This window comes from Sinorhizobium mexicanum (assembly GCF_013488225.1).
GTDB lineage: Bacteria > Pseudomonadota > Alphaproteobacteria > Rhizobiales > Rhizobiaceae > Sinorhizobium > Sinorhizobium mexicanum.
This window is the reverse complement of the sequence record NZ_CP041238.1, coordinates 4,026,878-4,051,978: the sequence shown is the minus strand read 5'-3', so window position 1 is coordinate 4,051,978 and position 25,101 is coordinate 4,026,878. Positions and strand designations below refer to the sequence as shown.

Annotated in this window: 26 protein-coding genes; 23 read left to right on the top strand and 3 right to left on the bottom strand. The window is 62.6% G+C overall.

Annotated features, from left to right (window positions below):
- The first annotated feature begins 58 nt into the window (after window positions 1–58).
- The 3 genes from FKV68_RS19030 (at window position 59) to FKV68_RS19020 (ending at window position 1,537) form a co-directional block, all read left to right on the top strand.
- Window positions 59–352, top strand: coding sequence for a YciI-like protein (locus tag FKV68_RS19030; RefSeq protein WP_180939324.1), 294 nt, complete (start codon window positions 59–61; stop codon window positions 350–352).
- 4 nt (window positions 353–356) lie between these two features.
- Window positions 357–788, top strand: a complete 432-nt coding sequence (locus FKV68_RS19025) for an EVE domain-containing protein (RefSeq protein ID WP_180939323.1) — start codon at window positions 357–359, stop codon at window positions 786–788.
- 80 nt (window positions 789–868) lie between these two features.
- Window positions 869–1,537, top strand: coding sequence for a class I SAM-dependent methyltransferase (locus tag FKV68_RS19020; protein ID WP_180939322.1), 669 nt, complete (start codon window positions 869–871; stop codon window positions 1,535–1,537).
- Between the two features lie 58 nt (window positions 1,538–1,595).
- On the opposite strand, the gene FKV68_RS19015 is transcribed toward FKV68_RS19020, so the two are convergent.
- Window positions 1,596–2,246 carry a hypothetical protein gene (locus FKV68_RS19015; protein ID WP_180939321.1) on the bottom strand — a complete coding sequence of 217 codons (651 nt, stop codon included), beginning with the start codon at window positions 2,244–2,246 and terminating at the stop codon, window positions 1,596–1,598.
- A 308-nt stretch (window positions 2,247–2,554) separates the two neighbouring features.
- On the opposite strand from FKV68_RS19015, the gene sdhC reads away from it, so the two are divergent.
- The 19 genes from sdhC (at window position 2,555) to FKV68_RS18920 (ending at window position 21,412) form a co-directional block, all read left to right on the top strand.
- Window positions 2,555–2,950, top strand: a complete 396-nt coding sequence (gene sdhC, locus FKV68_RS19010) for a succinate dehydrogenase, cytochrome b556 subunit (RefSeq protein WP_180939320.1) — start codon at window positions 2,555–2,557, stop codon at window positions 2,948–2,950.
- A gap of 11 nt (window positions 2,951–2,961) precedes the next feature.
- Window positions 2,962–3,342, top strand: a complete 381-nt coding sequence (sdhD, locus tag FKV68_RS19005; RefSeq protein ID WP_180939319.1) for a succinate dehydrogenase, hydrophobic membrane anchor protein — start codon at window positions 2,962–2,964, stop codon at window positions 3,340–3,342.
- Between the two features lie 7 nt (window positions 3,343–3,349).
- A complete protein-coding gene (gene sdhA, locus FKV68_RS19000; protein ID WP_180939318.1) occupies window positions 3,350–5,191 on the top strand; it encodes a succinate dehydrogenase flavoprotein subunit in 1,842 nt (613 codons plus the stop codon).
- A gap of 18 nt (window positions 5,192–5,209) precedes the next feature.
- Entirely contained in the window at window positions 5,210–5,989 is a 780-nt protein-coding gene (locus FKV68_RS18995) for a succinate dehydrogenase iron-sulfur subunit (protein ID WP_180939317.1), read from the top strand.
- A 252-nt stretch (window positions 5,990–6,241) separates the two neighbouring features.
- Window positions 6,242–6,838 carry a peptide-methionine (S)-S-oxide reductase MsrA gene (msrA, locus tag FKV68_RS18990; protein ID WP_180939316.1) on the top strand — a complete coding sequence of 199 codons (597 nt, stop codon included), beginning with the start codon at window positions 6,242–6,244 and terminating at the stop codon, window positions 6,836–6,838.
- A gap of 196 nt (window positions 6,839–7,034) precedes the next feature.
- On the top strand, window positions 7,035–7,574 hold the full coding sequence (locus FKV68_RS18985) for a protease inhibitor Inh/omp19 family protein (RefSeq protein ID WP_180939315.1): 540 nt from the start codon (window positions 7,035–7,037) through the stop codon (window positions 7,572–7,574).
- Window positions 7,575–7,691: 117 nt separating this feature from the next.
- Window positions 7,692–8,843 carry a cell division protein ZapE gene (zapE, locus tag FKV68_RS18980; protein WP_180939314.1) on the top strand — a complete coding sequence of 384 codons (1,152 nt, stop codon included), beginning with the start codon at window positions 7,692–7,694 and terminating at the stop codon, window positions 8,841–8,843.
- Window positions 8,844–9,028: 185 nt separating this feature from the next.
- Window positions 9,029–9,991 carry a malate dehydrogenase gene (mdh, locus tag FKV68_RS18975; RefSeq protein WP_180939313.1) on the top strand — a complete coding sequence of 321 codons (963 nt, stop codon included), beginning with the start codon at window positions 9,029–9,031 and terminating at the stop codon, window positions 9,989–9,991.
- Window positions 9,992–10,024: 33 nt separating this feature from the next.
- Entirely contained in the window at window positions 10,025–11,221 is a 1,197-nt protein-coding gene (gene sucC / locus FKV68_RS18970) for an ADP-forming succinate--CoA ligase subunit beta (protein WP_180939312.1), read from the top strand.
- Between the two features lie 5 nt (window positions 11,222–11,226).
- The gene (gene sucD, locus FKV68_RS18965) at window positions 11,227–12,129 is read left to right on the top strand and encodes a succinate--CoA ligase subunit alpha (protein ID WP_180939311.1); all 903 of its coding nucleotides are present in this window, start codon (window positions 11,227–11,229) and stop codon (window positions 12,127–12,129) included.
- A 163-nt stretch (window positions 12,130–12,292) separates the two neighbouring features.
- Window positions 12,293–15,289 (top strand): 2-oxoglutarate dehydrogenase E1 component, encoded by a 2,997-nt coding sequence (locus FKV68_RS18960; RefSeq protein WP_180939310.1) that lies wholly within the window; start codon window positions 12,293–12,295, stop codon window positions 15,287–15,289.
- Window positions 15,290–15,411: 122 nt separating this feature from the next.
- A complete protein-coding gene (gene odhB, locus FKV68_RS18955; RefSeq protein WP_180939309.1) occupies window positions 15,412–16,653 on the top strand; it encodes a 2-oxoglutarate dehydrogenase complex dihydrolipoyllysine-residue succinyltransferase in 1,242 nt (413 codons plus the stop codon).
- A 46-nt stretch (window positions 16,654–16,699) separates the two neighbouring features.
- On the top strand, window positions 16,700–17,089 hold the full coding sequence (locus FKV68_RS18950) for an MAPEG family protein (protein WP_180939308.1): 390 nt from the start codon (window positions 16,700–16,702) through the stop codon (window positions 17,087–17,089).
- Window positions 17,090–17,104: 15 nt separating this feature from the next.
- Window positions 17,105–17,530, top strand: a complete 426-nt coding sequence (locus tag FKV68_RS18945; protein ID WP_180939307.1) for a VOC family protein — start codon at window positions 17,105–17,107, stop codon at window positions 17,528–17,530.
- Entirely contained in the window at window positions 17,527–18,165 is a 639-nt protein-coding gene (locus FKV68_RS18940; protein ID WP_180939306.1) for a LysE family transporter, read from the top strand. Before FKV68_RS18945 ends, FKV68_RS18940 begins: the two co-directional genes overlap by 4 nt.
- A 2-nt stretch (window positions 18,166–18,167) precedes the next feature.
- Window positions 18,168–18,671: a hypothetical protein gene (locus FKV68_RS18935; RefSeq protein WP_180939305.1), complete on the top strand. Its 504-nt coding sequence runs from the start codon at window positions 18,168–18,170 to the stop codon at window positions 18,669–18,671.
- Window positions 18,668–19,420, top strand: a complete 753-nt coding sequence (locus tag FKV68_RS18930; protein ID WP_180939304.1) for an SDR family oxidoreductase — start codon at window positions 18,668–18,670, stop codon at window positions 19,418–19,420. Before FKV68_RS18935 ends, FKV68_RS18930 begins: the two co-directional genes overlap by 4 nt.
- A 24-nt stretch (window positions 19,421–19,444) precedes the next feature.
- The gene (gene lpdA / locus FKV68_RS18925) at window positions 19,445–20,851 is read left to right on the top strand and encodes a dihydrolipoyl dehydrogenase (RefSeq protein ID WP_180939303.1); all 1,407 of its coding nucleotides are present in this window, start codon (window positions 19,445–19,447) and stop codon (window positions 20,849–20,851) included.
- Window positions 20,852–20,938: 87 nt separating this feature from the next.
- Complete coding sequence (locus FKV68_RS18920) at window positions 20,939–21,412, top strand: DUF2867 domain-containing protein (RefSeq protein ID WP_180939302.1); 474 nt, start codon at window positions 20,939–20,941, stop codon at window positions 21,410–21,412.
- Window positions 21,413–21,562: 150 nt separating this feature from the next.
- Here FKV68_RS18920 and FKV68_RS18915 read toward each other — a convergent pair whose 3' ends face one another.
- Together FKV68_RS18915 and FKV68_RS18910 are read right to left on the bottom strand one after the other, a co-directional pair.
- A complete protein-coding gene (locus FKV68_RS18915) occupies window positions 21,563–22,648 on the bottom strand; it encodes a TraB/GumN family protein (protein WP_180939301.1) in 1,086 nt (361 codons plus the stop codon).
- 144 nt (window positions 22,649–22,792) lie between these two features.
- Window positions 22,793–23,728, bottom strand: coding sequence for a tyrosine recombinase XerC (locus FKV68_RS18910; protein WP_180939300.1), 936 nt, complete (start codon window positions 23,726–23,728; stop codon window positions 22,793–22,795).
- 152 nt (window positions 23,729–23,880) lie between these two features.
- Between FKV68_RS18910 and FKV68_RS18905 the strand changes: the two genes are divergently transcribed.
- Window positions 23,881–24,795 (top strand): GNAT family N-acetyltransferase, encoded by a 915-nt coding sequence (locus FKV68_RS18905; protein WP_180939299.1) that lies wholly within the window; start codon window positions 23,881–23,883, stop codon window positions 24,793–24,795.
- The last annotated feature ends 306 nt before the right edge of the window (window positions 24,796–25,101 follow it).

The following is a 25,101-nucleotide window of genomic DNA, read 5'->3' as shown; positions in this document are numbered from 1 at the left end:
CGGGATGAAGCGGTTTTCCGCCGGCCTCCCGCTCCGGTTGATAACGTCAGGAGGAACCATGCTCTTCGCACTTCTATGCACGGACAAGCCCGGCGGGCTGCAGCTCAGGCTGGATACGCGTCCCGATCACCTCGCCTATCTCAACGATCTCAACGCCAAGGGCATCCTCAAGATTGCCGGACCGTTTCTCGGAGAGGATGGCAAGCCGACGGGAACCATGGCGATCGTCAAGGCCGAGACGCTTGAAGAGGCGAAGGCGATCAGCGAGGCCGATCCCTATGCCAAGGCGGGTCTTTTTTCGAATGTCGAGATCAAGGCCTACAACTGGGTCATCAACAATCCGGAGGCATGAGGCGATGGCTTTCTGGCTGTACAAATCCGAACCGGCCAAATGGTCCTGGCAGATGCAGAAGGACGCCGGTGAAAAGGGTACCGAGTGGACCGGCGTTCGCAACTACCTCGCCCGCAACAACATGCGGGCTATGCAGATCGGCGACAAGGGCTTCTTCTATCACTCCAACGAGGGCCTGGAGATCGTCGGGATCACCGAGGTCTGTGCGCTCTCGCACCCCGACTCCACCGCTGAAGGCGATGCCCGGTGGGACTGCGTCGATATCCGTGCCGTCATGGACGTGCCGCGTCCGGTCTCTCTCAAGGAGATCAAGGAAAACCCGAAGCTCGCCAAGATGTCGCTCGTGACCTCGATGCGGCTTTCGGTGCAGCCGGTCACCGATGACGAGTGGATCGAAGTCTGCCGCATGGGCGGGCTCGACAACCCGCCGCGCTAGCTTTGTTTGCTAGCTTTGTTTTTCTGCGTGATTTATCCGAAAACCGGTTCCCACTTTTCGGATCACGCTCGGAGCGTTTCTTGAAAACTGATCCCGAAAGCTTCATCCGCGCCAACACGGGCATTCTCTCGCCGCCGCATGTCCCGGAGATCCGGCTGCGACTCGCGAGCGAAGCGCACGATCTCTGGCTGAAGACGGAGGAGGAGCTTGAGGAGATAGGTCTGCCGCCGCCGTTCTGGGCCTTCGCCTGGGCGGGCGGGCAGGGTCTTGCGCGTTATGTCCTCGATCACCCGGAAAGCGTGCGCGGCCGCCGTGTCATCGATTTCGCCTCCGGCTCCGGCCTCGTCGCGATTGCGGCGATGAAGGCCGGCGCCTCTTACGTGCTGGCCGTCGACATCGATCCCTGGGCGGAGACCGCTGTACGGCTGAATGCGGCGTTGAACGGGGTCGAAATCGGGTTCAGCGATCGCAACATCATCGGTGAACCGAAGCTCGCCGATGTCTATCTCGCCGGCGACGTCTTCTATGACAAAGGCTTTGCCGACCTGCTTCGCCCCTGGCTTGCCGGACTGGCGGGAGCGGGGGCCGCCGTGCTCGTCGGCGACCCGGGGCGCGCCTACTGCCCGCGGCAGATGATGACGGCGCTCGCGACCTATGAAGTGCCGGTCACGCGGGCGCTCGAAGACAGCGAGGTGAAGCGCACGACCGTCTGGGAATTCGAGCCGGCCAAGACCGATGCCGCTCTTTGAAACTGCGCGGTTTCCGAACGGAAGGCCGTTACATACTCTTTCGTCTGTCGCTCGTGGCCTATGGCCGGATGACACAGACGCCGTGCTCCCACGAGCACGCGCGGTCGTTCGGTTGCGGCGATACGACGATGATCTTCGCGCGCTTCAACGGCGGCGCGGGGTCTGCAGCGCCCTCCGTATAATAATTGTAGTCGCCGTACTGGCTGAAATAGATGCCGTTGCCCTCTTGTCGGAAAGCGGAAATGCCGCCGGCATAGGTTCCGATCCCGGGCGTCACCGAAGGAAAGTCCTCGCCGCCATAGGACCCTACACCGTTGTATGGCCCGAAGCCGTATCCACCGCCGATCACGACCACGCCGTGGTCGCGGCGCCAATCACGCCTCGCGAAGCGGTTGAAGTGATGCTTCAGCCGTACGTGCCGGGTGCGGATCTGAACGTCGGGCAGGCCCTGCGAAGTGAAGGCGGGGAAATCATCGATGCCGGACATGACGGAGCGGTGCCGGCGATGGCCGGCAAAAAACCGCTGGCCGTGGGATTTGCGAAAGCCATGGAAGCCAAAGCCATGCTTGAGCCTGACATGGCGTGTGCGGGTCTGAACGTCGCCAAAGCTCGCTCCGTTCGCCGCTGCTGCCGGCAGGCCGACAGGCATCGCCAGAGCGCAAGCCAGCACCAGGACTTTGGTCGCACCGACCACTCGCAACAGATTCATTCTGCCGTGCCCTCCGAACCATCCTTAACAAATCGTTAATTCATCCTGGGCCAGTTGCGGGCAAATGTCACGGATTTGCTTATGTTTTCTCGGCTTATCGTTAATTCGCTCCTGTGTCTCAGCAGGGCTGAAAAATGCCGTTTTTCGTCTAATCGATTTTATTCATTTTGCTCCGTAAGCATACTTGTCGTTAAGCCTTAGGGTGATTAAAGGTCCGAATGACTGAATTGCGCACAATCGTGTGCGATACCGGACTAACGCGCTCCAGTTTTTGAAGCGCGGCAATCCGGTCACACCGTGAGGTTCCGATGACGGATGTCACAAGAAGCCGGCCGCTCTCGCCGCATCTTCAAATCTACAAACCTATCCCCACCATGGTGATGTCGATTGTGCATCGCATTACCGGGGGCGCCCTCTATTTCGGCACGATCCTCGTAGCTTGGTGGCTGATCGCCGCAGCCTCCGGTGCCACCTATTACGATTGGGTCAGCTGGCTGTTCGGCACGTGGATCGGCAAGCTGGTCCTCTTCGGCTACACCTGGGCCCTCGTTCATCACATGCTCGGCGGCATCCGCCATTTCATCTGGGATCTCGGCTACGGCTACGAGAAGCATTTCGCGACAAAGATGGCGAAGGCCACGATCATCGGATCGGTTTCCCTGACGCTGCTGATCTGGGTGATCGGCTATCTGGTTCGGTACTGAGGAAATACGACATGGACATGCGCACACCTCTCGCCAAGGTTCGCGGCCTCGGCTCCGCCAAGGAGGGGACCGATCATTTCTGGCGCCAGCGCCTGACGGCCGTCTCCAACATTCCGCTGCTGATCTTCTTCGCTTTCTTCGTGGCCCGCTATGCCGGCGCTCCCCATGCGGAGGTCGTCGCGGCGCTCTCCAATCCGTTCGTCGCGGTGATCATGGGTCTCGTTCTCCTTTCCGGTCTCACCCATATGAAGCTCGGCATGCAGGTGATCATCGAAGACTACGTGCATGCGGAAGGCATCAAGATCGCTCTCCTCATGCTCAACACATTTTTCGCGATCGCGGTCGGCGGGCTCTGTCTTTTCGCCATCCTGAAGATCGCTTTTGCAGGGTAATTTCGCCATGGCATCGATCAGTTCACCCGCTGCAAACGGCAGGGCCTACCAATATGTCGACCACGCCTTCGACGTCGTCGTCGTCGGCGCCGGTGGCGCAGGCCTGCGCGCTACCCTCGGCATGGCCGAGCAGGGCCTCAAGACCGCCTGCATCACCAAGGTCTTCCCGACGCGCTCGCACACGGTCGCGGCCCAGGGCGGCATCGCCGCGTCGCTGCAGAACATGACGCCCGACAGCTGGCAGTGGCATCTCTACGACACGGTCAAGGGGTCCGACTGGCTCGGCGACGTCGACGCCATGCAGTATCTCACCATGGAAGCGCCGAAGGCGGTCTATGAGCTCGAGCACTACGGCGTGCCGTTCTCGCGCAACGAGGAAGGCAAGATCTACCAGCGCCCCTTCGGCGGCCACATGCAGAATTACGGCGAAGGTCCGCCGGTGCAGCGCACCTGCGCGGTTGCCGACCGCACCGGCCATGCGATCCTGCATACGCTCTACGGCCAGTCGCTCAGGAACAATGCCGAATTCTTCATCGAATATTTCGCCATCGACCTGATCATGTCGGACGACGGGCGCTGCACCGGCGTCGTCGCCTGGAACCTCGATGACGGCACGATCCACCGCTTCTCGGCGAAGATGGTGGTGCTGGCGACGGGCGGCTATGGCCGCGCCTATTTCTCGGCGACGTCAGCGCATACCTGCACCGGCGACGGTGGCGGCATGATCGCCCGCGCCGGCCTGCCGCTCCAGGACATGGAGTTCGTGCAGTTCCATCCGACCGGCATCTATGGCTCCGGCTGTCTGATCACCGAAGGTGCGCGCGGCGAAGGCGGTTATCTCGTCAATTCGGAAGGCGAGCGCTTCATGGAGCGTTATGCCCCGTCGGCCAAGGATCTCGCCTCGCGCGACGTCGTCTCGCGCTGCATGACGCTGGAAATCCGCGAGGGCCGCGGCGTCGGCAAGAACAAGGACCACATCTTCCTGCACCTCGACCATCTCGATCCGGCCGTGCTGCACGAACGGCTGCCGGGCATTTCCGAGAGCGCGAAGATCTTCGCTGGCGTTGACGTCACCCGCGAGCCGATCCCGGTGCTGCCGACCGTCCACTACAATATGGGCGGCATCCCGACCAACTATTGGGGCGAGGTCTTGAACGCCGATGGCCAGAACGCTGAGCGCGTCGCGCCCGGCCTGATGGCGGTCGGCGAAGCGGGCTGCGCCTCGGTTCACGGCGCCAACCGCCTTGGCTCCAACTCGCTGATCGACCTCGTCGTCTTCGGTCGCGCCGCGGCGATCCGCGCCGGCCAGATCATCGACCGCAACGAATCGATTCCGGCGCTCAACACGGCTGCCTGCGACCGCATCGTCGAGCGCTTCGATCGCCTGCGTCACGCCAATGGCAGGACGCCGACGGCGGTACTGCGCGAAAAGATGCAGCGGGCCATGCAGGACGACGCCGCCGTCTTCCGGACGCAGGAATCGCTCGAATCCGGCTGCCGACGCCTGTCGGAAATCTGGAAGGAGCTTTCCGACGTCAAGGTCACCGACCGCTCGATGATCTGGAACTCCGACCTTGTCGAGACGCTGGAGCTGGAAAACCTGATGGCCAATGCCATCACGACCATCTACGGCGCCGAGGCACGCAAGGAGAGCCGCGGGTCGCATGCGCGCGAGGATTACACTGAAGGCCCGTTCGGCGGGCGCGACGACGTCAACTGGCGCAAGCATACGCTTGCCTGGGTCAACGAGGCCGGCGATGTCCGGCTCGATTATCGCCCGGTTCACACCGACCTGATCGCCGAGGGCATCGATCCCAACAAGATCGCCCCGAAGGCGCGCGTGTACTGATCTCGAGGACTAAGGCACATGGTTGAACTCGCACTTCCCAAGAACTCGCAGGTCAACGAAGGCAAGGTCTGGCCGAAGCCGGTCGGCGCGTCGAACCTGCGTGAATACCGCGTCTATCGCTGGAATCCGGACGACGGCAAGAACCCGCGCGTCGACACCTACTACATCGACATCGACGACTGCGGTCCGATGGTGCTCGACGGCCTGCTCTACATCAAGAACAAGATCGATCCGACGCTGACGCTGCGCCGCTCCTGTCGCGAGGGCATCTGCGGTTCCTGCGCGATGAACATCGACGGCACCAACACGCTCGCCTGCACCAAGGGTATGGACGAGATCAAGGGAACGGTGAAGATCTACCCGCTGCCGCATATGCCGGTGGTCAAGGATCTGGTGCCGGACCTCACCAATTTCTATGCGCAACACCGCTCGATCGAGCCCTGGCTGAAGACGGTTTCGCCGACGCCTGCCAAGGAATGGAAGCAGAGCCATGAGGACCGGCTGAAACTCGACGGCCTTTACGAATGCATTCTTTGCGCCTGCTGCTCGACCTCCTGTCCGAGCTACTGGTGGAACGGCGACCGCTATCTCGGTCCCGCCGTTCTCCTGCAGGCCTATCGCTGGCTGATCGATAGCCGAGACGAGGCGACCGGCGAGCGGCTCGATAATCTCGAGGATCCGTTCCGGCTCTACCGCTGCCACACGATCATGAACTGCGCCCAGGCCTGTCCGAAGGGGCTTAACCCGGCCAAGGCGATCGGCGAAATCAAGAAGATGCTGGTCGAGCGCAGGGTCTGATTCCCGGCCACTTTTGTTTTCGGCTTCGACGGCGGGCTGTCCGGCCCGCCGCCAGATCGAGATGATTTCAGGTCGAATCGACCCGAGATCATAAACGTCATCGACTCTTTAGAGCAGGTTGCGAGCGGAAAACCGCGCGCCTTTTCTCGTCCCCGCTCTGGTGTATTTCACGAACTTCACGGCCCCGTGTCGGCATTTGATTTTGAAACTTTCGGCGGTCCTCATAGCTTTAGGTGGGGATCGGAGATTGCGATGAATCACTTGCTGCTTGCACTTGCCGCCGGTTGCTTGCTGTCTTTGCCGGCGCGAGCGGCCGAGCCGCAGTTTGCGCTGTTTGCCGGCGGCTGCTTCTGGTGCGTGGAGACCGACTTCGACGGCGTGCCTGGTGTTCTCGAGACGATTTCGGGTTATGCCGGCGGTAAAAGCGCCAATCCGACCTATGAGGACTACGTGAAGGGCGGCCATCGCGAAGTCGTCCGCATCAAGTTCGATCCGGACAGGGTTTCCTATTCGACGCTTGTCTCGGTGCTGTTCCACACGACCGATCCGACCGACGGCGGCGGCCAGTTCTGCGATCGCGGCTTTGCCTACACAACCGCGATCTACGCGCTCGACGAGCGGCAGGCGATGGACGCGAAGGCCGGAAAGATCAAGGCCGAGGCCGAACTCGGAAAGCCGATCGTCACGCCGGTGGAAGGTGCCGCGAAATTTTGGCCGGCCGAGGACTATCATCAGGACTTCGGCGCCCGAAACCCCATTCGCTACTGGTACTACAGAAACGGCTGCGGCCGGAACCGGACGGTCGAGGCGTTGTGGGGCGACCGTGCCTACGCCGGCGTCAATCATTGATTGTATTTGCGCCACCAGGCCTTGACGTATGTTTCGCGGGCAGGGACGCGCAGCGCACCCATCTGGCCCGGCGTTTCAATCGTGCAACAGGTACTGCTGAAATGCCTTCCCTTGATTTGACAGGTGGATTTGCTGTAGTTCGGCCATTATTATCGCGTTGCATCATGGTTCGATGAATATATCGGGGGTAAGAGACATGCGGGTTTTTCATGCGGCGGCGGGGCTGGCGGTTGTGCTTGCGCTGACCGGATGCCAGCGGACATCCATGGGTGGTTTCGGTTCTCAGGATGTTTCACCTGCTCCGCTGCAGGCGCAGCCCGTTCCGACGGTTTCGTCGAGCCAACTCCCGGATCCGACGACGAATACCTCGCAGTTCCCGGCGGCACCCAACGCCGGCACCGCCGCACCCGGCGGCGCGCCGGCCGGCACGCAAGTTGCCGCCGCCCCCAACGCGCTCGACGTGACGAAGGAATCGATGGTCGGCAATTGGCGTGTGTCGAGCGCCGGCAGCTCCTGCGACATGTTCCTGACGCTGACGAACCTCGGCAGCGGATCGCGCGGCGGTACGCGCGGCTGCGCCGGCGAGCTGACGACGATGGGCTCCTGGGAAGTCGCAGGCAAGCAGGTGGTGCTCAAGGACCGGGGCGGCAATCCGATCGCCCGCCTCTACAAGACCGCCGACGCGCGCTTCGACGGTTCGACCAACGGCGGACAGCCGGTCAGCCTCAGCCGCTGACGCCTCAACACCCCGGCGCTCAGCCGGATGCGACGCGGGATGAGGACATGTGAGCAGTCTTCGCTCCATCCCGCGCCTCACTCATCGATAGTGTTCCTGGCTCACCTTGGGTGCCGCGTGCTCAACCCAGACGACAGCATTCTTCACAAGCTTGAAACGCTCGTTGCCACCGGAGAGCGCCAGCGCGACCCGGCGCAAATTGCGATCGCGCGGCGGCTCGATCACCTGACGGCGGAGCTGCTTGCCAGCAGGCCGTCGCGCAAGTCCAATGCGCTCGGCTGGCTCTTTGCCTCGCGCAAGAAGGAACAAGCTCCGGTGAAGGGTCTTTACATCCATGGCGGCGTCGGTCGCGGCAAGACGATGCTGATGGATATGTTCTTCGACGCCGTGCCGATCCAGCGCAAGCGTCGGGCGCATTTCCACGCGTTCATGGCGGATGTGCACGAGCGCATCTACAAGCATCGCCAGAAACTCAAGAATGGCGAGACGAAGCAGGCAGACCCGATCCCGCCGGTGGCCTCAGAGCTCTTCGGCGAGGCGCGACTCCTGTGCTTCGATGAATTCTCGGTCACCGATATCGCCGATGCGATGATTCTGGCGCGCCTGTTCGGCGAGCTCTTCGCCAAGGGATGCGTTCTCGTCGCGACCTCCAACGTCGAGCCGAGCGATCTTTATCGCGACGGCCTCAATCGCGGCCTCTTTCTCTCCTTCATCGACCTGTTGAAGGCGAACGCGGAGATCGTCTCGCTCGATACCGAGACGGATTATCGCCTGCAGAAGACGGAGGGAAACCCGGTCTGGCTTTCGCCGCTCGGCCCGGAGGCGGAGGCGGCGATGGCGCGCGCCTGGTACTGCGAGACCCGCGGGACCCCGGAGGCCCCGGCGGAGATCAGCCGCAAGGGCCGTAAGATCCGCGTGCCATCGGCGTCTGGCCACAGCGCCCGGTTCACCTTCGCCGACCTTTGCGCGCAGCCACTCGGTGCCGCCGACTATCTTGCCATCCTCGGCCAATACAGCACTATCTTCCTCGACCACGTCCCACATCTTGGCCCTCACCTGCGCAACGAGACTAAGCGATTCATCATCCTCGTCGATGCCCTCTATGACCAGGGCGCGCGCCTGTTCGCTTCCGCCGCGGCCGAGCCGCATCAGCTGCTGACCGCGAAAAAAGGAACCGAAGGCTTCGAGTTCGACCGTACCGTGTCGCGCCTGATCGAGATGCAGAGCGAGGAATATGCGGCGCAACATCCGGTAAGAACGGCCGTTTGATGACGCAATGGTGACATACAATCTTACGTTTACGTAAGAATTTTATCTTCTAACCGATTGAATTTGCTCTGTCGAAAAGTATGCGTTGATATTTTACCATTTGCCGTTTAAGGGCTTTCGCGAAGGTTTGGCGTTTGCCGCGTTCCAGGCCTCGATCATATTGGGATCACAAAGGAAGCACTTTCATGGCGCGCAACAAGATCGCACTTATCGGCTCAGGGATGATTGGTGGCACGCTGGCGCATCTCGCCGGCCTGAAGGAACTGGGCGACATTGTCCTGTTCGACATCGCCGATGGCATTCCCCAGGGCAAGGGACTCGATATCGCACAGTCGTCCCCGGTCGAAGGTTTCGATGCATCGCTGACGGGCGCGAGCGACTATTCTGCCATCGAAGGCGCCGACGTCTGCATCGTGACCGCGGGCGTGCCGCGCAAGCCCGGCATGAGCCGTGATGATCTGCTCGGCATCAACCTGAAAGTGATGGAGCAGGTCGGCGCAGGCATCAAGAAATATGCGCCCAACGCATTCGTCATCTGCATCACCAACCCGCTCGACGCCATGGTCTGGGCGCTGCAGAAGTTCTCCGGCCTGCCGAAGAACAAGGTCGTCGGCATGGCCGGCGTGCTCGACTCGGCCCGCTTCCGCCTTTTCCTCAGCCAGGAATTCAACGTATCCGTCCAGGACGTCACGGCTTTCGTGCTGGGCGGCCACGGCGACACGATGGTGCCGCTCGCCCGCTATTCGACCGTCGCCGGCATTCCGCTGACCGATCTCATCCAGATGGGCTGGGTCACCAAGGACCGCCTCGAGCAAATCATCCAGCGCACCCGTGACGGCGGCGCCGAAATCGTCGGCCTCTTGAAGACCGGCTCGGCCTACTACGCACCGGCTGCTTCCGCGATCGAGATGGCGGAAGCCTATCTCAAGGACAAGAAGCGCGTGCTTCCCTGCGCGGCTCACCTTTCCGGCCAGTACGGCGTCAAGGACATGTATGTCGGCGTGCCGACGATCATCGGCGCCGGCGGCGTCGAGCGCATCATCGAGATCGACCTCAACAAGGGCGAGAAGGATGCCTTCGACAAGTCTGTGGCAGCGGTCGCGGGCCTTTGCGAAGCCTGCATCAACATCGCACCCAGCCTGAAGTAACCGCCATCCGGCCAATCAGACAGGAACAACCCCATGAACATTCATGAATATCAGGCCAAGGCTCTCTTGAAGAGCTATGGCGCGCCGGTCGCCGAAGGCGTCGCGATCTTCTCCGCCAACGAAGCGGAAGCCGCCGCGAAGAAGCTGCCGGGACCGCTTTACGTGGTCAAGAGCCAGATCCATGCCGGCGGTCGCGGCAAGGGCAAGTTCAAGGAACTCGGCCCCGATGCCAAGGGCGGCGTGCGCCTCGCGAAGTCCGTCGACGAGGTGGTCGCCAACGCAAAGGAGATGCTTGGCAACACCCTGGTGACCAAGCAGACCGGTCCGGCCGGCAAGCAGGTGAACCGCCTCTATATCGAGGATGGCGCCGACATCGACCGCGAACTCTATCTCTCGATCCTCGTTGATCGCTCCGTCGGCCAGGTCGCCTTCGTCGTTTCGACCGAGGGCGGCATGGACATCGAAGCGGTTGCCGAGCATACGCCTGAAAAGATCGTTACGGTTGCGATCGACCCGGACAAGGCTGTCACTGCGGACAATCTGAAGACGCTCGCCGACGCGCTGAAGCTCGAAGGCGAGGCGCGTGCCGATGCCGAAAAGCTCTTCCCGATCCTCTACAAGGCCTTCGTCGAGAAGGACATGAGCCTGCTCGAGGTCAACCCGCTGATCGTCATGAAGAACGGCCGCATGCGCGTGCTCGACGCCAAGGTCTCCTTCGACGGCAACGCGCTTTTCCGCCACGAGGACGTCGTCGCGCTGCGCGACACCACGGAAGAGGACGAGAAGGAAATCGAAGCCTCCAAGCACGATCTTGCCTATGTCGCACTCGACGGCAACATCGGCTGCATGGTCAACGGCGCCGGGCTTGCCATGGCGACGATGGACATCATCAAGCTCTACGGCGCCGAGCCGGCTAACTTCCTCGACGTCGGTGGCGGCGCTTCGAAGGAGAAGGTGACGCACGCCTTCAAGATCATCACTGCCGATCCGGCCGTGAAGGGCATTCTCGTCAACATCTTCGGCGGCATCATGAAGTGCGACGTCATCGCCGAAGGCGTGCTCGCCGCCGTCAAGGAAGTGGGTCTCAAGGTGCCGCTCGTCGTTCGCCTCGAAGGCACGAATGTCGAGCTTGGCAAGAAGATCATCAATGAATCGGGCCTCAACGTCATCTCCGCCGATGATCTGGACGATGCCGCCCAGAAGATCGTTGCAGCCGTGAAGGGAGCCTGAGGCCGATGTCCATCCTGATCAACAAAGACACCAAGGTCCTCGTTCAGGGCCTGACCGGCAAGACCGGCACCTTCCACACCGAACAGGCGCTCGCCTATCATGGCACGAAGATGGTCGGCGGCATCCATCCGAAGAAGGGTGGCGAGACCTGGGCCGGCGCCAAGGGCGAACAACTCCCGATCTTCGCGTCTGTAGCCGAAGGCCGTGACGCAACCGGCGCCAACGCATCGGTCATCTATGTTCCGCCGGCCGGTGCGGCCGCTGCGATCATCGAGGCGATCGACGCGGAAATCCCGCTGATCGTCTGCATCACCGAAGGCATCCCGGTCGCCGACATGGTCAAGGTCAAGGCGCGTCTGGAGAAGTCCTCCTCGCGTCTCATCGGCCCCAACTGCCCGGGCGTGCTCACCCCGAACGAATGCAAGATCGGTATCATGCCGGGCAACATCTTCCGCAAGGGTTCGGTCGGCGTGCTGTCGCGCTCCGGTACCCTCACCTACGAAGCCGTCTTCCAGACCACCAACGAAGGCCTCGGCCAGACCACCGCTGTCGGCATCGGCGGCGATCCGGTCAAGGGGACCGAGTTCATCGACGTGCTGGAGATGTTCCTCGCCGACGACGAGACCAAGTCGATCATCATGATCGGTGAAATCGGCGGTTCGGCCGAAGAGGACGCAGCGCAGTTCCTGAAGGACGAAGCCAAGCGCGGCCGCAAGAAGCCGATGGTCGGCTTCATCGCCGGCCGTACGGCCCCTCCCGGCCGCACCATGGGCCATGCCGGCGCCGTCATCTCCGGCGGCAAGGGCGGCGCGGAGGACAAGATCGCGGCGATGGAATCGGCCGGTATCCGCGTTTCGCCGTCGCCGGCTCGCCTCGGCAAGACGCTGGTCGAAGTCCTGAAGGGCTGAGATTCCAACAGCGAGGCGTGTGGCCGGCATCAGCTGCCGGCCCCCGCCCGACCCATTAATGACGCAAGCTTGGTGCAGTAAAAGCGCCGAATAACATGAACGACCGGGAAGACCCGGCACCCCAACTTCAGTCAGGAGGCGAACCGAGGGTTCGCGAAAGACCATGACAAGGCAAGAGGCCAACGAGCAATTCCAGCTCACATCGTTTCTGGATGGCGCCAACGCTGCTTATATCGAGCAGCTCTATGCGCGTTACGAAGCGGATCCGTCCTCCGTTTCGTCCGAATGGCAATCCTTCTTCAAGGCGCTCGCCGACCGGCCAGAGGACGTGGTGAAGGCCGCCAAGGGTGCCTCCTGGAAAAAGAGCAACTGGCCGATCGCCGCCAATGGCGAACTCGTGTCCGCTCTCGACGGCGACTGGGGCGTCGTCGAGAAGGTCATCGAAAAGAAGGTCAAGGCCAAGGTCGAGGAAGCTGCCGCCGTCACGGGCGTACCGGTCAGCGAAGCGGAAGTTCATCAGTCGACGCGCGATTCGGTTCGCGCCATCATGATGATCCGCGCCTACCGCATGCGTGGTCACCTGCATGCCAAGCTCGACCCGCTCGGTCTCGCCGACCCCGTCGAGGACTACGACGAGCTTTCGCCGAAGTCCTACGGCTTCGAGGAAAAGGACTACGACCGCAAGATCTTCATCGACAACGTGCTCGGCCTCGAATACGCGACCGTGCGCGAAATGGTCGAGATCCTCGAGCGGACCTACTGTTCGACGATGGGCGTCGAGTTCATGCATATGTCCAACCCCGAGGAGAAGGCCTGGATCCAGGCCCGCATCGAAGGTCCGGACAAGGGCGTCGAATTCACGCCGGAAGGCAAGCGGGCGATCCTGCAGAAGCTCGTCGAAGCCGAGGGCTTCGAACAGTTCATCGACGTCAAGTACAAGGGCACCAAGCGCTTCGGCCTCGACGGCGGCGAATCGCTGATCCCCGCGCTCGAACAGATCATCAAGCGCGGCGGCCAGGAAGGCCTCAAGGAAATCGTGCTCGGCATGGCCCACCGCGGCCGCCTCAACGTGCTGTCGCAGGTCATGGCCAAGCCGCATCGCGCGATCTTCCACGAGTTCAAGGGCGGCTCCTATGCGCCGGATGACGTGGAAGGTTCCGGCGACGTCAAATATCACCTCGGTGCTTCGTCCGACCGCGAATTCGACGGCAACAAGGTGCACCTGTCGCTGACGGCGAACCCGTCGCATCTCGAGATCGTCAACCCGGTCGTCATGGGCAAGGCGCGCGCCAAGCAGGACCAGATGGCGACCGTCTTCGAGGGCGACATCATTCCGCTGCGCGAACGCGTCAAGGTCATGCCGCTTCTGCTGCATGGCGACGCGGCCTTCGCCGGCCAGGGCGTCATCGCAGAAATCCTCGGTCTCTCGGGCCTGCGCGGCCACCGCGTTGCCGGCACCGTGCATTTCATCATCAACAACCAGATCGGCTTCACCACGAACCCGGCCTTCTCGCGCTCCTCGCCCTATCCGTCGGACGTCGCGAAGATGATCGAAGCGCCGATCTTCCACGTGAATGGCGATGACCCGGAAGCCGTCGTCTATGCCGCCAAGGTCGCGACCGAGTTCCGGATGAAGTTCCACAAGCCGGTCGTCGTCGACATGTTCTGCTACCGCCGCTTTGGCCACAACGAGGGCGACGAGCCGGCGTTCACGCAGCCGAAGATGTACAAGGCCATCCGCGCCCACAAGACGGTCGTCCAGCTCTATTCCGAACGGCTGGTCGCCGAAGGTCTGATGACCGAGGGCGAGGTCGAGAAGATGAAGGCGGATTGGCGCGCTCATCTCGAACAGGAGTTCGAGATAGGCCAGTCCTATAAGCCGAACAAGGCCGACTGGCTCGACGGCGTCTGGTCGGGCCTGCGCACGGCCGACAACCAGGATGAGCAGCGCCGCGGCAAGACCTCGGTGCCGATGAAGCAGCTCAAGGAAGTCGGCCGCAAGATTTCGGAGATCCCGGCTGGCTTCAACGCCCACCGCACGATCCAGCGTTTCATGGAAAATCGCGCCGGCATGGTGCAGACCGGCGAGGGCATCGACTGGGCGATGGCGGAGGCGCTCGCCTTCGGCACGCTCGTCACAGAAGGCACCAAGATCCGCCTCTCCGGCCAGGACTGCGAGCGCGGCACGTTCTCGCAGCGCCACTCGGTTCTTTATGATCAGCAGACGGAAGAGCGCTATATTCCGCTCGCCAACCTGTCGCCGACCCAGGCGCGCTACGAGGTCATCAACTCGATGCTCTCGGAAGAGGCGGTGCTCGGCTTCGAATACGGCTATTCGCTGGCCCGCCCGAATGCGCTGACGCTGTGGGAAGCTCAGTTCGGCGACTTCGCCAACGGTGCTCAGGTGGTCTTCGACCAGTTCGTCTCGTCCGGCGAACGCAAGTGGCTGCGCATGTCCGGCCTCGTCTGCCTGCTGCCGCACGGTTATGAAGGCCAGGGGCCGGAGCACTCCTCCGCACGCCTCGAACGCTTCCTGCAGCTCTGCGCGGAAGACAACATGCAGGTCGCCAACGTTACCACGCCGGCGAACTACTTCCACATCCTGCGCCGCCAGGTGAAGCGCGACTTCCGCAAGCCGCTGATCCTGATGACGCCGAAGTCGCTGCTGCGCCACAAGCGGGCGGTCTCCAGCCTTTCGGAAATGGCGGGCGAGAGCTCCTTCCACCGGCTGCTGTGGGACGATGCGGAAGTCATCAAGGACGGCCCGATCAAGCTGCAGAAGGACTCGAAGATCCGCCGCGTCGTGCTCTGCACCGGCAAGGTCTATTACGACCTGCTCGAGGAACGCGAGAAGCGCGGGATCGACGACATCTACCTGCTGCGCGTCGAGCAGCTCTATCCGTTCCCGGCCAAGGCGCTGATCAACGAGCTCAGCCGCTTCCGCAATGCAGAAATGGTATGGTGCCAGGAAGAGCCGAAGAACATGGGCGCCTGGTCGTTCATCGACCCCTATCTCGAATGGGTGCTCGCCCATATCGATGCAAAGTATCAGCGGGTGCGCTACACCGGTCGTCCGGCCGCCGCTTCGCCGGCAACCGGCCTGATGTCCAAGCATATGGCGCAGCTTGCCGCCTTCCTCGAGGACGCGCTGGGGGGCTGATCGGCTCCCCACGGTCTGCCAATCGCTAGAGCACTTCCAGGAAAAGTGCGTAGCGGTTTTCCGTCCGGAAGTGCGTAACTCAAAGAGCTAGAAACAGATATCTGATCAACGGAACAAAAATCATGGCAACAGAAATCCGCGTTCCCACTCTTGGCGAATCCGTCAGCGAAGCGACCGTCGGGACCTGGTTCAAGAAGGTCGGCGATGCGATCAAGGCCGACGAGCCGATCCTCGAGCTTGAGACCGACAAGGTGACGATCGAAGTTCCGGCACCGGCCGCCGGCACGCTCTCCGAAATCGTGGCGCAGGCGGGCGAGACCGTCGGCCTCGGAGCGCTGCTCGGCCAGATCGCCGAAGGCGCCGGAGCCGCCGCTGCTGCTCCGGCTCCGGCCGAGAAAAAGGCTGAACCCGCTGCTGCCGCTCCGGCCCCGCAGCCTGCCCCTCCCGCGCCGGCACAGCAGGCGCCGACGTCGATGCCGCCGGCTCCGGCTGCCGCCAAGCTCATCGCGGAAAACAACATCGCCGCCGAGCAGATCGACGGTTCCGGCAAGCGTGGCCAGGTGCTGAAGGGTGACGTGATCGCCGCTCTCGCCAAGGGGGTTTCGGCTCCCGCCGCCGAGCCGGCGAAGGTCCAGGCGCGTTCACCGGCGCCCGCCGAGGACGCCGTGCGCGAGGAACGGGTCAAGATGACACGGCTGCGCCAGACGATCGCCAAGCGCCTCAAGGACGCGCAGAACACCGCCGCGATGCTCACCACCTACAACGAGGTGGACATGAGCGCAGTGATGAGCCTGCGCAACAAGTACAAGGACATCTTCGAGAAGAAGCACGGCGTCAAGCTCGGCTTCATGGGCTTCTTCACCAAGGCCGTCACGCACGCGCTGAAGGAACTGCCGGCGGTCAACGCCGAGATCGACGGCACCGACGTCATCTACAAGAATTTCTGCCACATCGGCGTCGCTGTCGGTACCGACAAGGGCCTTGTCGTGCCGATCGTGCGCGATGCCGACCAGATGTCGATCGCCGAGATCGAGAAGGAAATCGGTCGCCTCGGCAAGGCCGCCCGCGATGGCGCGCTTTCGATGGCCGACATGCAGGGCGGCACCTTCACCATCTCGAACGGCGGTGTCTATGGCTCGCTGATGTCTTCGCCGATCCTCAACGCGCCGCAGTCCGGTATTCTCGGCATGCACAAGATCCAGGACCGGCCGGTCGCGATCGGTGGACAGGTCGTCATCCGTCCGATGATGTATCTCGCACTCTCCTACGATCACCGCATCGTTGACGGCAAGGAGGCGGTTACGTTCCTGGTGCGCGTCAAGGAGAGCCTCGAAGATCCGGAACGCCTGGTGCTCGACCTCTAGGACAGGCGGGGGCGAGAGCCCCCGTTTCCTTCTTGCGGATGTGCGGATGTCGCTGGAACTGATCTACCTGCTCGCAAGCGCAGTGCTGGCTTTCGTCTATATGATGACGCAGGCGGGCGCATACCGTTTGCAGCACGGCGTCATGGATCAGGATCCCAACCGCGACGTGGAAGAACAGCCGAACATGCTGACAGCGCGCGCCGGCCGCGCGCTCCGCAACTTTCATGAGACCTATCCGATCTTCATCGTACTGGTGGTCGTGGTAGAGTTTACCGGGCGCAGCGGATTGCTGACGCAGTGGGGCGCCGGTATCTGGTTCTGGGCGCGAGCCGTCTATCTGCCGGTCTATGTCGGCGGGCTCGGGCGTGTTCGCTCCGCGATCTGGGCTGTCTCGGCGATGGGGCTGGCGCTGATCCTTGCAGGCATTCTCATCTAGACCGAGGAGAAAAGCATGGCATTCGAACCGAACGTTCCCCCGATCCAGGCGCATATCTGCGTAAAGCACGGCCTTGCCGCCATCGCCTTCTATGAAAAGGCGTTTGGTGCGGTAAACACGTTTCACCAGATGTCCGAAGACGGCAAGCGCGTCATGCACGCCAATCTGGCCCTCTTCGGCGGCGAGATCATGCTGCACGACGAGTTTCCGGAATTCGGCATGAGCATCAGCTCGCCCAAGACGGCCGGCGGCGCCAGCGTCGCGATCAATATCAACCTTCCGAAACCCGATGATGTGGATCAGGCCTATGCCAAGGCTATGGCCGCCGGGGCATCGACAGTGATGGAGCCGCAGGATACGTTCTGGCAAGCACGCTATGCGCGCATCCAGGATCCCTTCGGCCACATCTGGGCCCTCAACGCACCGGTCGCAAAAGCATGAGCCACTACCTGATCGAACTCGCATCGCTGATGGCGATCTTCTCGTTCGCCATCGTTTCCCCCGGTGCCGACCTCGCCATGGTGATGCGACAGTCGCTCGTGCACGGGCGGCGCCCGGCGATCATCACGTCGTTCGGCATCGGCACGTCGCTGATGTTCCATGTCACCTACACGATCCTCGGCCTGGGGCTGATCATTTCCCAGTCGATCTACCTCTTCAACATCGTCAAATGGTGCGGCGTCGCTTACCTCGTCTACATCGGCATCAAGGCCCTGCGCGCGGGTCAGACGGAGATCGCGGTCGACGCGGGAGAGGCCAAGGCGGGTAACGAGCAGTCGGCGGCGAAGGCCTTTGGCCTCGGCTTTGCCGCCAATGCGCTCAACCCGAAGGCGGTGTTCTTTTTCCTGTCGATCTTCTCGACGGTCGTCAGCGCGCATACGCCGATGATGGTCAAGTTCGGCTATGGCCTCGTCATGGCAAGCTGCCTGATCCTCTGGTTCGTCGGCGTCAGTCTGTTCATGACGACGCCGCCGATGCGGGCGGCCTTCACGCGGGCGAGCAAGTGGATCGACCGGGCAAGCGGCGTGGTCTTCATCGGGCTCGGGTTGAAACTCGCGACCGAGAAGGTTGCCTGACGATGAAGCGCTGGAACGCTCTCCTCGCTTCGCTCGCGACCATCCTGGCCGCCGCACCCGCCCTTGCGGACGAGTGCGTCCAGGCGCATGCGATCTATGCCGATCCGGCAGGCACCTACGAGTTGCGATTCGAGCCGGTCGGCTCGGAAAGCGCCGTCACCAGCAATCACTTCAAGGTTACGGTCGGCAAGACCCGTCTGTCGCTCGACGGCGTCGTGATGCAGTCCGGCGAGCCGCTGCGTGCGAACGGCATCGTCATGCATGATTGCCCGACAGGCGACGTCACCGGCGCGGAGCTTGAGGCCTGCACCGTCTGGCAGGGCGCGATCTATATCGTCGACAGGGCCGGCCACATCGGCGTGCTTCAGGCGGAGGACGCGCCGGCGGCCGAGCAGATACTGCTCCCCGGTTTCGGTCCATCGCTGCGCACTTCGAGCGCCTGGGGCGAGGGCAAGGCGAACGCCGATAGCTCCGACGTCTTTGCGTTCAAGGGATGCGCCGCATGAGCGACGGGCACGTTCTTCTCGTCACGGGCGGCAGCCGCGGCATCGGTGCCGCTGTCTGCATCGCAGCGGCAAGCGAAGGCTGGCGTGTCGCCGTCAACTACGCCTCGAACCGGCAGGCCGCGGAAGAGGTGGTGCGTGCGGTCGAGGCAGCGGGCAGCGCCGCAATCGCCGTCGAAGGGGACGTCGGTTCCGAAGCCGGCGTGAAGGCGCTCTTCTCTGCCGTCGACGCCGCATTCGGCCGTCTCGACGGGCTCGTCAACAATGCGGGCATTGTCGGCCCGCCGCAGCGCATCGACGAGATTTCTCCCGAACGGCTGGACCGTATGTTCCGTGTCAACGTGACCGGTTCCATCCGCTGCGCGGCCGAAGCAGTGCTCAGGATGTCGACGCGTCATGGTGGGCGTGGCGGCTCGATCGTCAACCTATCGTCCATGGCGGCCATTCTGGGCTCACCCGGGCAATATGTCGACTATGCCGCCGCAAAGGGCGCGATCGACACCTTTACCGTCGGCCTGGCGCGTGAAGTGGCGGCGGAGGGCATTCGCGTGAATGCGGTGCGCCCCGGCATCATCGAGACGGACATTCACGCCTCCGGCGGGCTGCCGGACCGCGCCCGCGACATGGCGCCTTCGATCCCCATGCAACGTCCCGGCACGGCCGGCGAGGTTGCCGATGCAATTCTCTATCTCCTGTCGGATAAGGCGACCTATGTGACGGGGGCAATTCTCAACGTCAGCGGCGGTCGGTAACCGCCCTGAAACAAGGACTATCAAATGGCTTATGATCTCATCGTTATCGGAAGCGGCCCCGGCGGCTATGTCTGCGCCATCAAGGCGGCGCAACTGGGCATGAAGGTTGCCGTGGTCGAAAAGCGCAGCACCTATGGCGGCACCTGCCTCAATGTCGGCTGCATCCCCTCCAAGGCCTTGCTGCACGCTTCCGAAATGTTCCATCACGCACAGCACAGTCTCGATGCGCTGGGCGTGGAGGTCGCAAGCCCCAAGCTCAATCTCGCAAAGATGATGGCCCACAAGGACGCGACCGTTAAGGCGAATGTCGACGGCGTTGCCTTCCTCTTCAAGAAGAACAAGATCGATGGTTTCCAGGGCACGGGCAAGGTTCTCGGCCAGGGCAAGGTTTCGGTCACGAACGACAAGGGTGAGGAGCAGGTCCTCGAGGCGAAGAATGTCGTGATCGCCACCGGTTCCGACGTCGCCGGCATTCCCGGCGTCGAAGTCGCGTTCGACGAGAAGGTCATCATCTCTTCGACCGGCGGCCTCGAACTGGAGAAGGTACCGGCCAGCATGGTCGTCGTGGGCGGCGGTGTCATCGGACTGGAACTCGGCTCGGTCTGGGCGCGCCTGGGCGCCAAGGTGACGGTCGTCGAGTTCCTTGACACGATCCTCGGCGGCATGGACGGCGAGGTCGCCAAGCAGCTGCACCGCATGCTGACGAAGCAGGGCATCGACATTAAGCTCGGCGCCAAGGTGACCGGCGTCTCGAAGCCGGGCAGTGGCGCGAGGGTCACCTTCGAGCCGGTCAAGGGCGGCGAGTCGACCACGATCGACGCCGATGTCGTGCTGGTCGCCACCGGGCGCAAGCCGTGCACCGAGAATATGGGCCTTGCCAAGGCGGGTGTCGTGCTCGACTCCCGTGGCCGGATTGAGATCGACCGCCACTTCCAGACGAGCTTGACCGGTGTCTATGCGATCGGCGACGTGGTGCGCGGTCCGATGCTTGCCCACAAGGCCGAGGACGAGGGCGTTGCGGTGGCGGAGATCATCGCCGGACAGGCCGGTCACGTGAACTACGACGTCATTCCGAGCGTCGTCTACACCCAGCCGGAAGTGGCGTCGGTCGGCAAGACCGAGGAAGAACTCAAGGCTGCGGGCGTCGCCTACAAGGTCGGCAAGTTCCCCTTCACCGCCAATGGCCGCGCACGCGCGATGCTTCAGACGGATGGTTTCGTCAAGATCTTGGCCGACAAGGAAACCGACCGCGTGCTCGGCGGCCATATCGTCGGCTTCGGCGCCGGCGAAATGATCCACGAGATCGCCGTGCTGATGGAATTCGGCGGCTCGTCGGAAGACCTCGGACGTACCTGCCATGCCCATCCGACCATGTCGGAGGCAGTCAAGGAGGCGGCTCTCGCCACCTTCGCCAAGCCGATCCACATGTGACAATTGGCCGGGGGGCTGCGACATGCGGCCCCCTGCCATGCGCTGCCGCACCGCGCGAACATGAATGAACCGATATGAGGATCGTTCATGAGACCGCGAAGCGCTGCGGCACCCCTTCCGAACGCGATACTGCCCGAAGCCGATTGGGCGGACCGCTACGAGCTGCTCATTCTGAATGAGCGGCTGACGGCGGGTGAAGCGGCCCAGCGGATGCTTGGTCAATTGCCGGCCTGGGTCCGAGCCCTTCTTGTCCTTCGAAACCGCATCGTCTCGGCTTTCGGACTGAAGACCGATGCGCCTGACGCGGATCGTGGTCTGATCGGGTTCCTTCCGGTTTTGCTTGATGACGAACGCAAGGCCGTTCTCGGCTTCGATGACCGGCATCTGGATTTTCGCATCGTCGTGGACGTTCGTGACGGTCCCGCCGACAGCCGCGTCGTCGGCGTCACGACCCTCGTGCGTCGCCGGAATTTTCTCGGCCGCATCTACCTCGCGGTTGTCACGCCGTTCCACAAGACCATCGTGCCGGCACTGTTGGCCGAGCTGAACGAGCGGCGTTGATCGATTCTACGGCGCCGTGCGTCCTTCAGGACGCACCAAGGACGCTGTAAGTCTTTGAATCTACGCATCGGCCCGAAAATCGATTCCGATTTTCGGGCCGATGCGCTAGCTAACGAGCGGGCGAATCCGCGCTCACTGACCTCAGCCCGGCTAGTTTGCCGGCGTGACGGTAAAGCCGCGTTGACGCAGGAGCTCGACCAGGCCCTCCGCGCCGGAAAGGTGCAGGGCGCCAACGGCCATGAAGGCATTGCCGCCCTTCAGGATCGGCTCGGCACGCGTCGCCATGATTTTGTTGCGGTCGATGATGATTCGCTGCTCGAAATCGGCAAAACCGAAGTCCTTTGCCGCCGTCTGCACGGAAACGGATTTCATCATGGGCATGATCATTCCGGTGTCGCCGGAAAGATAGAGATCAGTCGTCGTCGTCATGACATCGTCGACCGTCTTGCCGAGCGCCAATGTTTCGATCAGCGCCTGCAGGTGAAGCTCGACGGGGAGCGAGTCCATTGCCGAAAGCTGCTCGACCAGCGTCTCAAGGCCCTTTAGCGTCTTCCCCTCCCTCAGTGCGTCCTCCGCCAGCTTCTTGTCGAGAAAGGACGCGCCGGCAGCCTTGCGTGACATCTCGCAGGCCGGAAGCGCGACGAAACTTGCAATCATCCACGGCTTCATCTTGGCGACGAGCGGCAGCGGAATGCCCCGTTCCTTGAGACCGCTTTCGAGGCGCGTGCGATCCTCCGGCTGGAGAAAGTCGTTGATCGTCTTGTCGCCGGCAAACATGGTGAGGTCCGGGTGCATCATGATCGCCGCCGCCGCCTTCCTGTCGTCGATGATCTCGTCCGATTCGACGATGACGATGGCCGCCCGGGCAAAGGCGTCGACTGCACCTTCCGGCATCGCCAGCACGCGCGGATCGGTGACGTGCATGGTGCCGAGCAGCCACGAAGGTGCAGATCCTTGGGCTTCGATTTTCCAGAGGAGGCCCTTTCCGTTCGGTACCGCGTCGGCTTCCCGGCGCAGCGCGGCGAGGCGCGTCGGATCCGATTGTTCCAGTCCTGCCAGGATGTTGCTGCCGCCGCAGGCGGATTCTTCGGCAGCGCGTGCATCCGAGATCGAAAGCAGTGCGGCTATGAGGCTCGCGAGCGCCAGAAGATGCAGCGACGCGATCAGCCACAGGACGCGGCCTGCAAGCGCGTGAGTGAGATTGCGAACGGGTCTTGAGATCGGAAACGTCGTCATCGGGCACCGATTCTGCACAATTCTACTTTCCTGGAATGCTCCCTCGAACCCTACGCCGCGATGGTCACGGGTTCCTTAACGCACTTGGTTAATCCGGTACTTTGCCAAATTTCAGGCGGGCCGAATTTCAGGCGCGGGCCGAATTCAGGCGCGGGGATGAGCGCGATCGTAGATTTCCAGCAGGCGAGCCGAATCGACGCCTGTGTAGACCTGCGTTGTCGAGAGGCTGGCATGGCCGAGCAGTTCCTGGATGGTGCGAAGGTCACCACCGCCGGCGAGAAGATGCGTGGCGAAGGAATGACGCAGGGCGTGCGGCGTTGCCGAATCGGGAAGGCCGAGGGCGGCGCGCAGTTTCTGCATCTCGCGCTGGATGATCGCCGGCTGGAGCGTGGCGCCGCGGGCGCCGCGGAACAGCGCTGCATCGGCGGCGAGATGGTAGGGGCAAATCCGGCTGTAGGTGGCGACGGCTTCGGTCGCGGCGGCAATGAGCGGGACGATTCGTGTCTTGCCGCCTTTGCCGTTGACGCGCAACGATGACCTGTTGCCGGCAAAATCGTTGGGTGTCAGTCCGAGCGCTTCCGATATGCGCAGACCGCAGCCGTAGAGAAGCGTCAGGACGGCGGCGTTGCGGGCGGCGATCCACGGCTCTTCCGCAAGCTGCGCGTCCGCGGTGACAACCTTCAGCGCCTCGCCGTCAGTCAACGGTTTCGGCAGCGATTTCGGCTGCTTCGGCGAGCGCACGGCCTGGGCGCCCGCGGCGTTGGCGAGACCATTTTTCTCCAGGTACCGCAGGAAGGAGCGGAGGCCCGCCAACCCGCGTCCGAGCGTACGCGCGCCCGCGCCGTGTTTGCGCCGTTGCGCCAGGAAGCCGCGCAGGTCGGCCGGGCGCAAACTGCGGATATCCGCCAGGCGCGGCGGCCCCGCGAGATGGCCGGTCAGGAAGGTCAGGAATTGCCGCGTATCGCGCTCGTAGGCCTCGACCGTCTTTGCGGACAGACGCCGTTCCTGGGTGAGGGTCGCCAGCCAGCGCTGGCGTTCCGCCATGACTTCGGGGTGACCAATTGCAAGAATCTCGTTCATCGTCGCTCCGGCGATTTCGTGTGCCGTACACAATGTCGCCGGGCGCCTTATGTTTTTGCTAACGCACTTCTTTTTGCTGTCGCACCCTTGGAATTTGTCATTGTTCGATCATATTGAACTGCGATGGTCGGTCAGCAAACGCGGATGGGACTATGGCGAGAAGGGACATGGGGGGCGGATTCGCGCACTTTGCTGAGGCCATTGCGCTGGTTTCTCAGGGACAGCCCGGCCATATCGTCGATACCCTGATCGCGGAACGCGGCCGGAAGATCGTTCGCCACCCGTTGTGGCCGGCCATGCGGCCCTTTCTCTACACCCTGCTCAACTATCGCAAGGCGATCGAATTCGCCGATGCCGTCGCCAACATGCCGGGCTTTCAGGCGTTCGAGCACCTGAGCTCGCTGCTTTCGCTCGACATTCGCGTCGACAAGGCAGAGCGGATTCCGGCAAGGGGCGGCTTTCTCCTTGTCAGCAATCATCCGACCGGCATTGCCGATGGCATAGCGGTCTTCGATCTTTTGAAGTCCCGCCGACCGGACATGATGTTCTTCGCCAATCGCGACGCGATCAGGGTCAATCCGCGCTTCGTAGAGATGGTCATTCCGGTCGAATGGCGCGACGAATACAAGAGCAAGCTCAAGGCTCGCGAAACGCTGCAGGTCACCAATCGCGCCATCGAAGAAGGCAAGGCAACCGTGCTTTTCCCTTCGGGCCGCATCGCCTATTGGGCCGACGGGTGCCTTAACGAGCGTCCATGGAAGAGTTCCGCCGTCGGTTTCGCGCGCAAATATGGCCTGCCGATCCTGCCGGTACACATGAGCGCGCGCAATTCCGGTCTCTTCTACTGGTTTGCCAAATGGTCCACGGAACTGCGCGACATGACGGTGTTCCATGAACTTCTGAACAAGAAGGGCGACCTCTTCGATTTTCGCGTCGGCAATCTGATTGCGCCAGAAGCGCTGGACGGCGATCCGGCAGACATCACGCGCGCGCTGGAAAGACACACGGTCTTCGAACTCGCGGCCGACAGCGATGCCGTGTTCGACCCGTCGGTCAGGCAGATCTGAGCAGACCTGAACGGCATGCTTTCTCCATGTCCGCCCCTCATCCGGCCTGCCAGCCACCTTCTCCCCGCAAGCGGCGCGAAGGAGACTCGCGACGCCCTCCCAGTCCCCTCTCCCCGCAGGCGCGGAGAGGGCTACTGCATGTCTCCTTAAATCGACCTCGGCTTAAGGACAAAGACATGCAGCAATTCAAAGTGCTACAGCGACCTTTGCGCGTCTGATAAGACGCGCGGCGCTGTAGGGTGAGGGGCAGATCACCCGCACCGCGACCCGAATGCAAGAAGGCCCCGCATCGCTGCGAGGCCTTTC

What these genes read in the sequence shown, in the direction of transcription:
- FKV68_RS19030 (WP_180939324.1), top strand. Translation starts at nt 59, where the DNA reads ATGCTCTTCGCACTTCTATGCACGGACAAGCCCGGCGGGCTGCAGCTC.
- FKV68_RS19025 (WP_180939323.1), top strand. Translation starts at nt 357, where the DNA reads ATGGCTTTCTGGCTGTACAAATCCGAACCGGCCAAATGGTCCTGGCAG.
- FKV68_RS19015 (WP_180939321.1), bottom strand. Translation starts at nt 2,246, where the DNA reads ATGAATCTGTTGCGAGTGGTCGGTGCGACCAAAGTCCTGGTGCTGGCT.
- sdhC (WP_180939320.1), top strand. Translation starts at nt 2,555, where the DNA reads ATGACGGATGTCACAAGAAGCCGGCCGCTCTCGCCGCATCTTCAAATC.
- sdhD (WP_180939319.1), top strand. Translation starts at nt 2,962, where the DNA reads ATGGACATGCGCACACCTCTCGCCAAGGTTCGCGGCCTCGGCTCCGCC.
- sdhA (WP_180939318.1), top strand. Translation starts at nt 3,350, where the DNA reads ATGGCATCGATCAGTTCACCCGCTGCAAACGGCAGGGCCTACCAATAT.
- FKV68_RS18995 (WP_180939317.1), top strand. Translation starts at nt 5,210, where the DNA reads ATGGTTGAACTCGCACTTCCCAAGAACTCGCAGGTCAACGAAGGCAAG.
- msrA (WP_180939316.1), top strand. Translation starts at nt 6,242, where the DNA reads ATGAATCACTTGCTGCTTGCACTTGCCGCCGGTTGCTTGCTGTCTTTG.
- FKV68_RS18985 (WP_180939315.1), top strand. Translation starts at nt 7,035, where the DNA reads ATGCGGGTTTTTCATGCGGCGGCGGGGCTGGCGGTTGTGCTTGCGCTG.
- mdh (WP_180939313.1), top strand. Translation starts at nt 9,029, where the DNA reads ATGGCGCGCAACAAGATCGCACTTATCGGCTCAGGGATGATTGGTGGC.
- sucC (WP_180939312.1), top strand. Translation starts at nt 10,025, where the DNA reads ATGAACATTCATGAATATCAGGCCAAGGCTCTCTTGAAGAGCTATGGC.
- sucD (WP_180939311.1), top strand. Translation starts at nt 11,227, where the DNA reads ATGTCCATCCTGATCAACAAAGACACCAAGGTCCTCGTTCAGGGCCTG.
- FKV68_RS18960 (WP_180939310.1), top strand. Translation starts at nt 12,293, where the DNA reads ATGACAAGGCAAGAGGCCAACGAGCAATTCCAGCTCACATCGTTTCTG.
- odhB (WP_180939309.1), top strand. Translation starts at nt 15,412, where the DNA reads ATGGCAACAGAAATCCGCGTTCCCACTCTTGGCGAATCCGTCAGCGAA.
- FKV68_RS18950 (WP_180939308.1), top strand. Translation starts at nt 16,700, where the DNA reads ATGTCGCTGGAACTGATCTACCTGCTCGCAAGCGCAGTGCTGGCTTTC.
- FKV68_RS18945 (WP_180939307.1), top strand. Translation starts at nt 17,105, where the DNA reads ATGGCATTCGAACCGAACGTTCCCCCGATCCAGGCGCATATCTGCGTA.
- FKV68_RS18940 (WP_180939306.1), top strand. Translation starts at nt 17,527, where the DNA reads ATGAGCCACTACCTGATCGAACTCGCATCGCTGATGGCGATCTTCTCG.
- FKV68_RS18935 (WP_180939305.1), top strand. Translation starts at nt 18,168, where the DNA reads ATGAAGCGCTGGAACGCTCTCCTCGCTTCGCTCGCGACCATCCTGGCC.
- FKV68_RS18930 (WP_180939304.1), top strand. Translation starts at nt 18,668, where the DNA reads ATGAGCGACGGGCACGTTCTTCTCGTCACGGGCGGCAGCCGCGGCATC.
- lpdA (WP_180939303.1), top strand. Translation starts at nt 19,445, where the DNA reads ATGGCTTATGATCTCATCGTTATCGGAAGCGGCCCCGGCGGCTATGTC.
- FKV68_RS18920 (WP_180939302.1), top strand. Translation starts at nt 20,939, where the DNA reads ATGAGACCGCGAAGCGCTGCGGCACCCCTTCCGAACGCGATACTGCCC.
- FKV68_RS18915 (WP_180939301.1), bottom strand. Translation starts at nt 22,648, where the DNA reads ATGACGACGTTTCCGATCTCAAGACCCGTTCGCAATCTCACTCACGCG.
- FKV68_RS18910 (WP_180939300.1), bottom strand. Translation starts at nt 23,728, where the DNA reads ATGAACGAGATTCTTGCAATTGGTCACCCCGAAGTCATGGCGGAACGC.
- FKV68_RS18905 (WP_180939299.1), top strand. Translation starts at nt 23,881, where the DNA reads ATGGCGAGAAGGGACATGGGGGGCGGATTCGCGCACTTTGCTGAGGCC.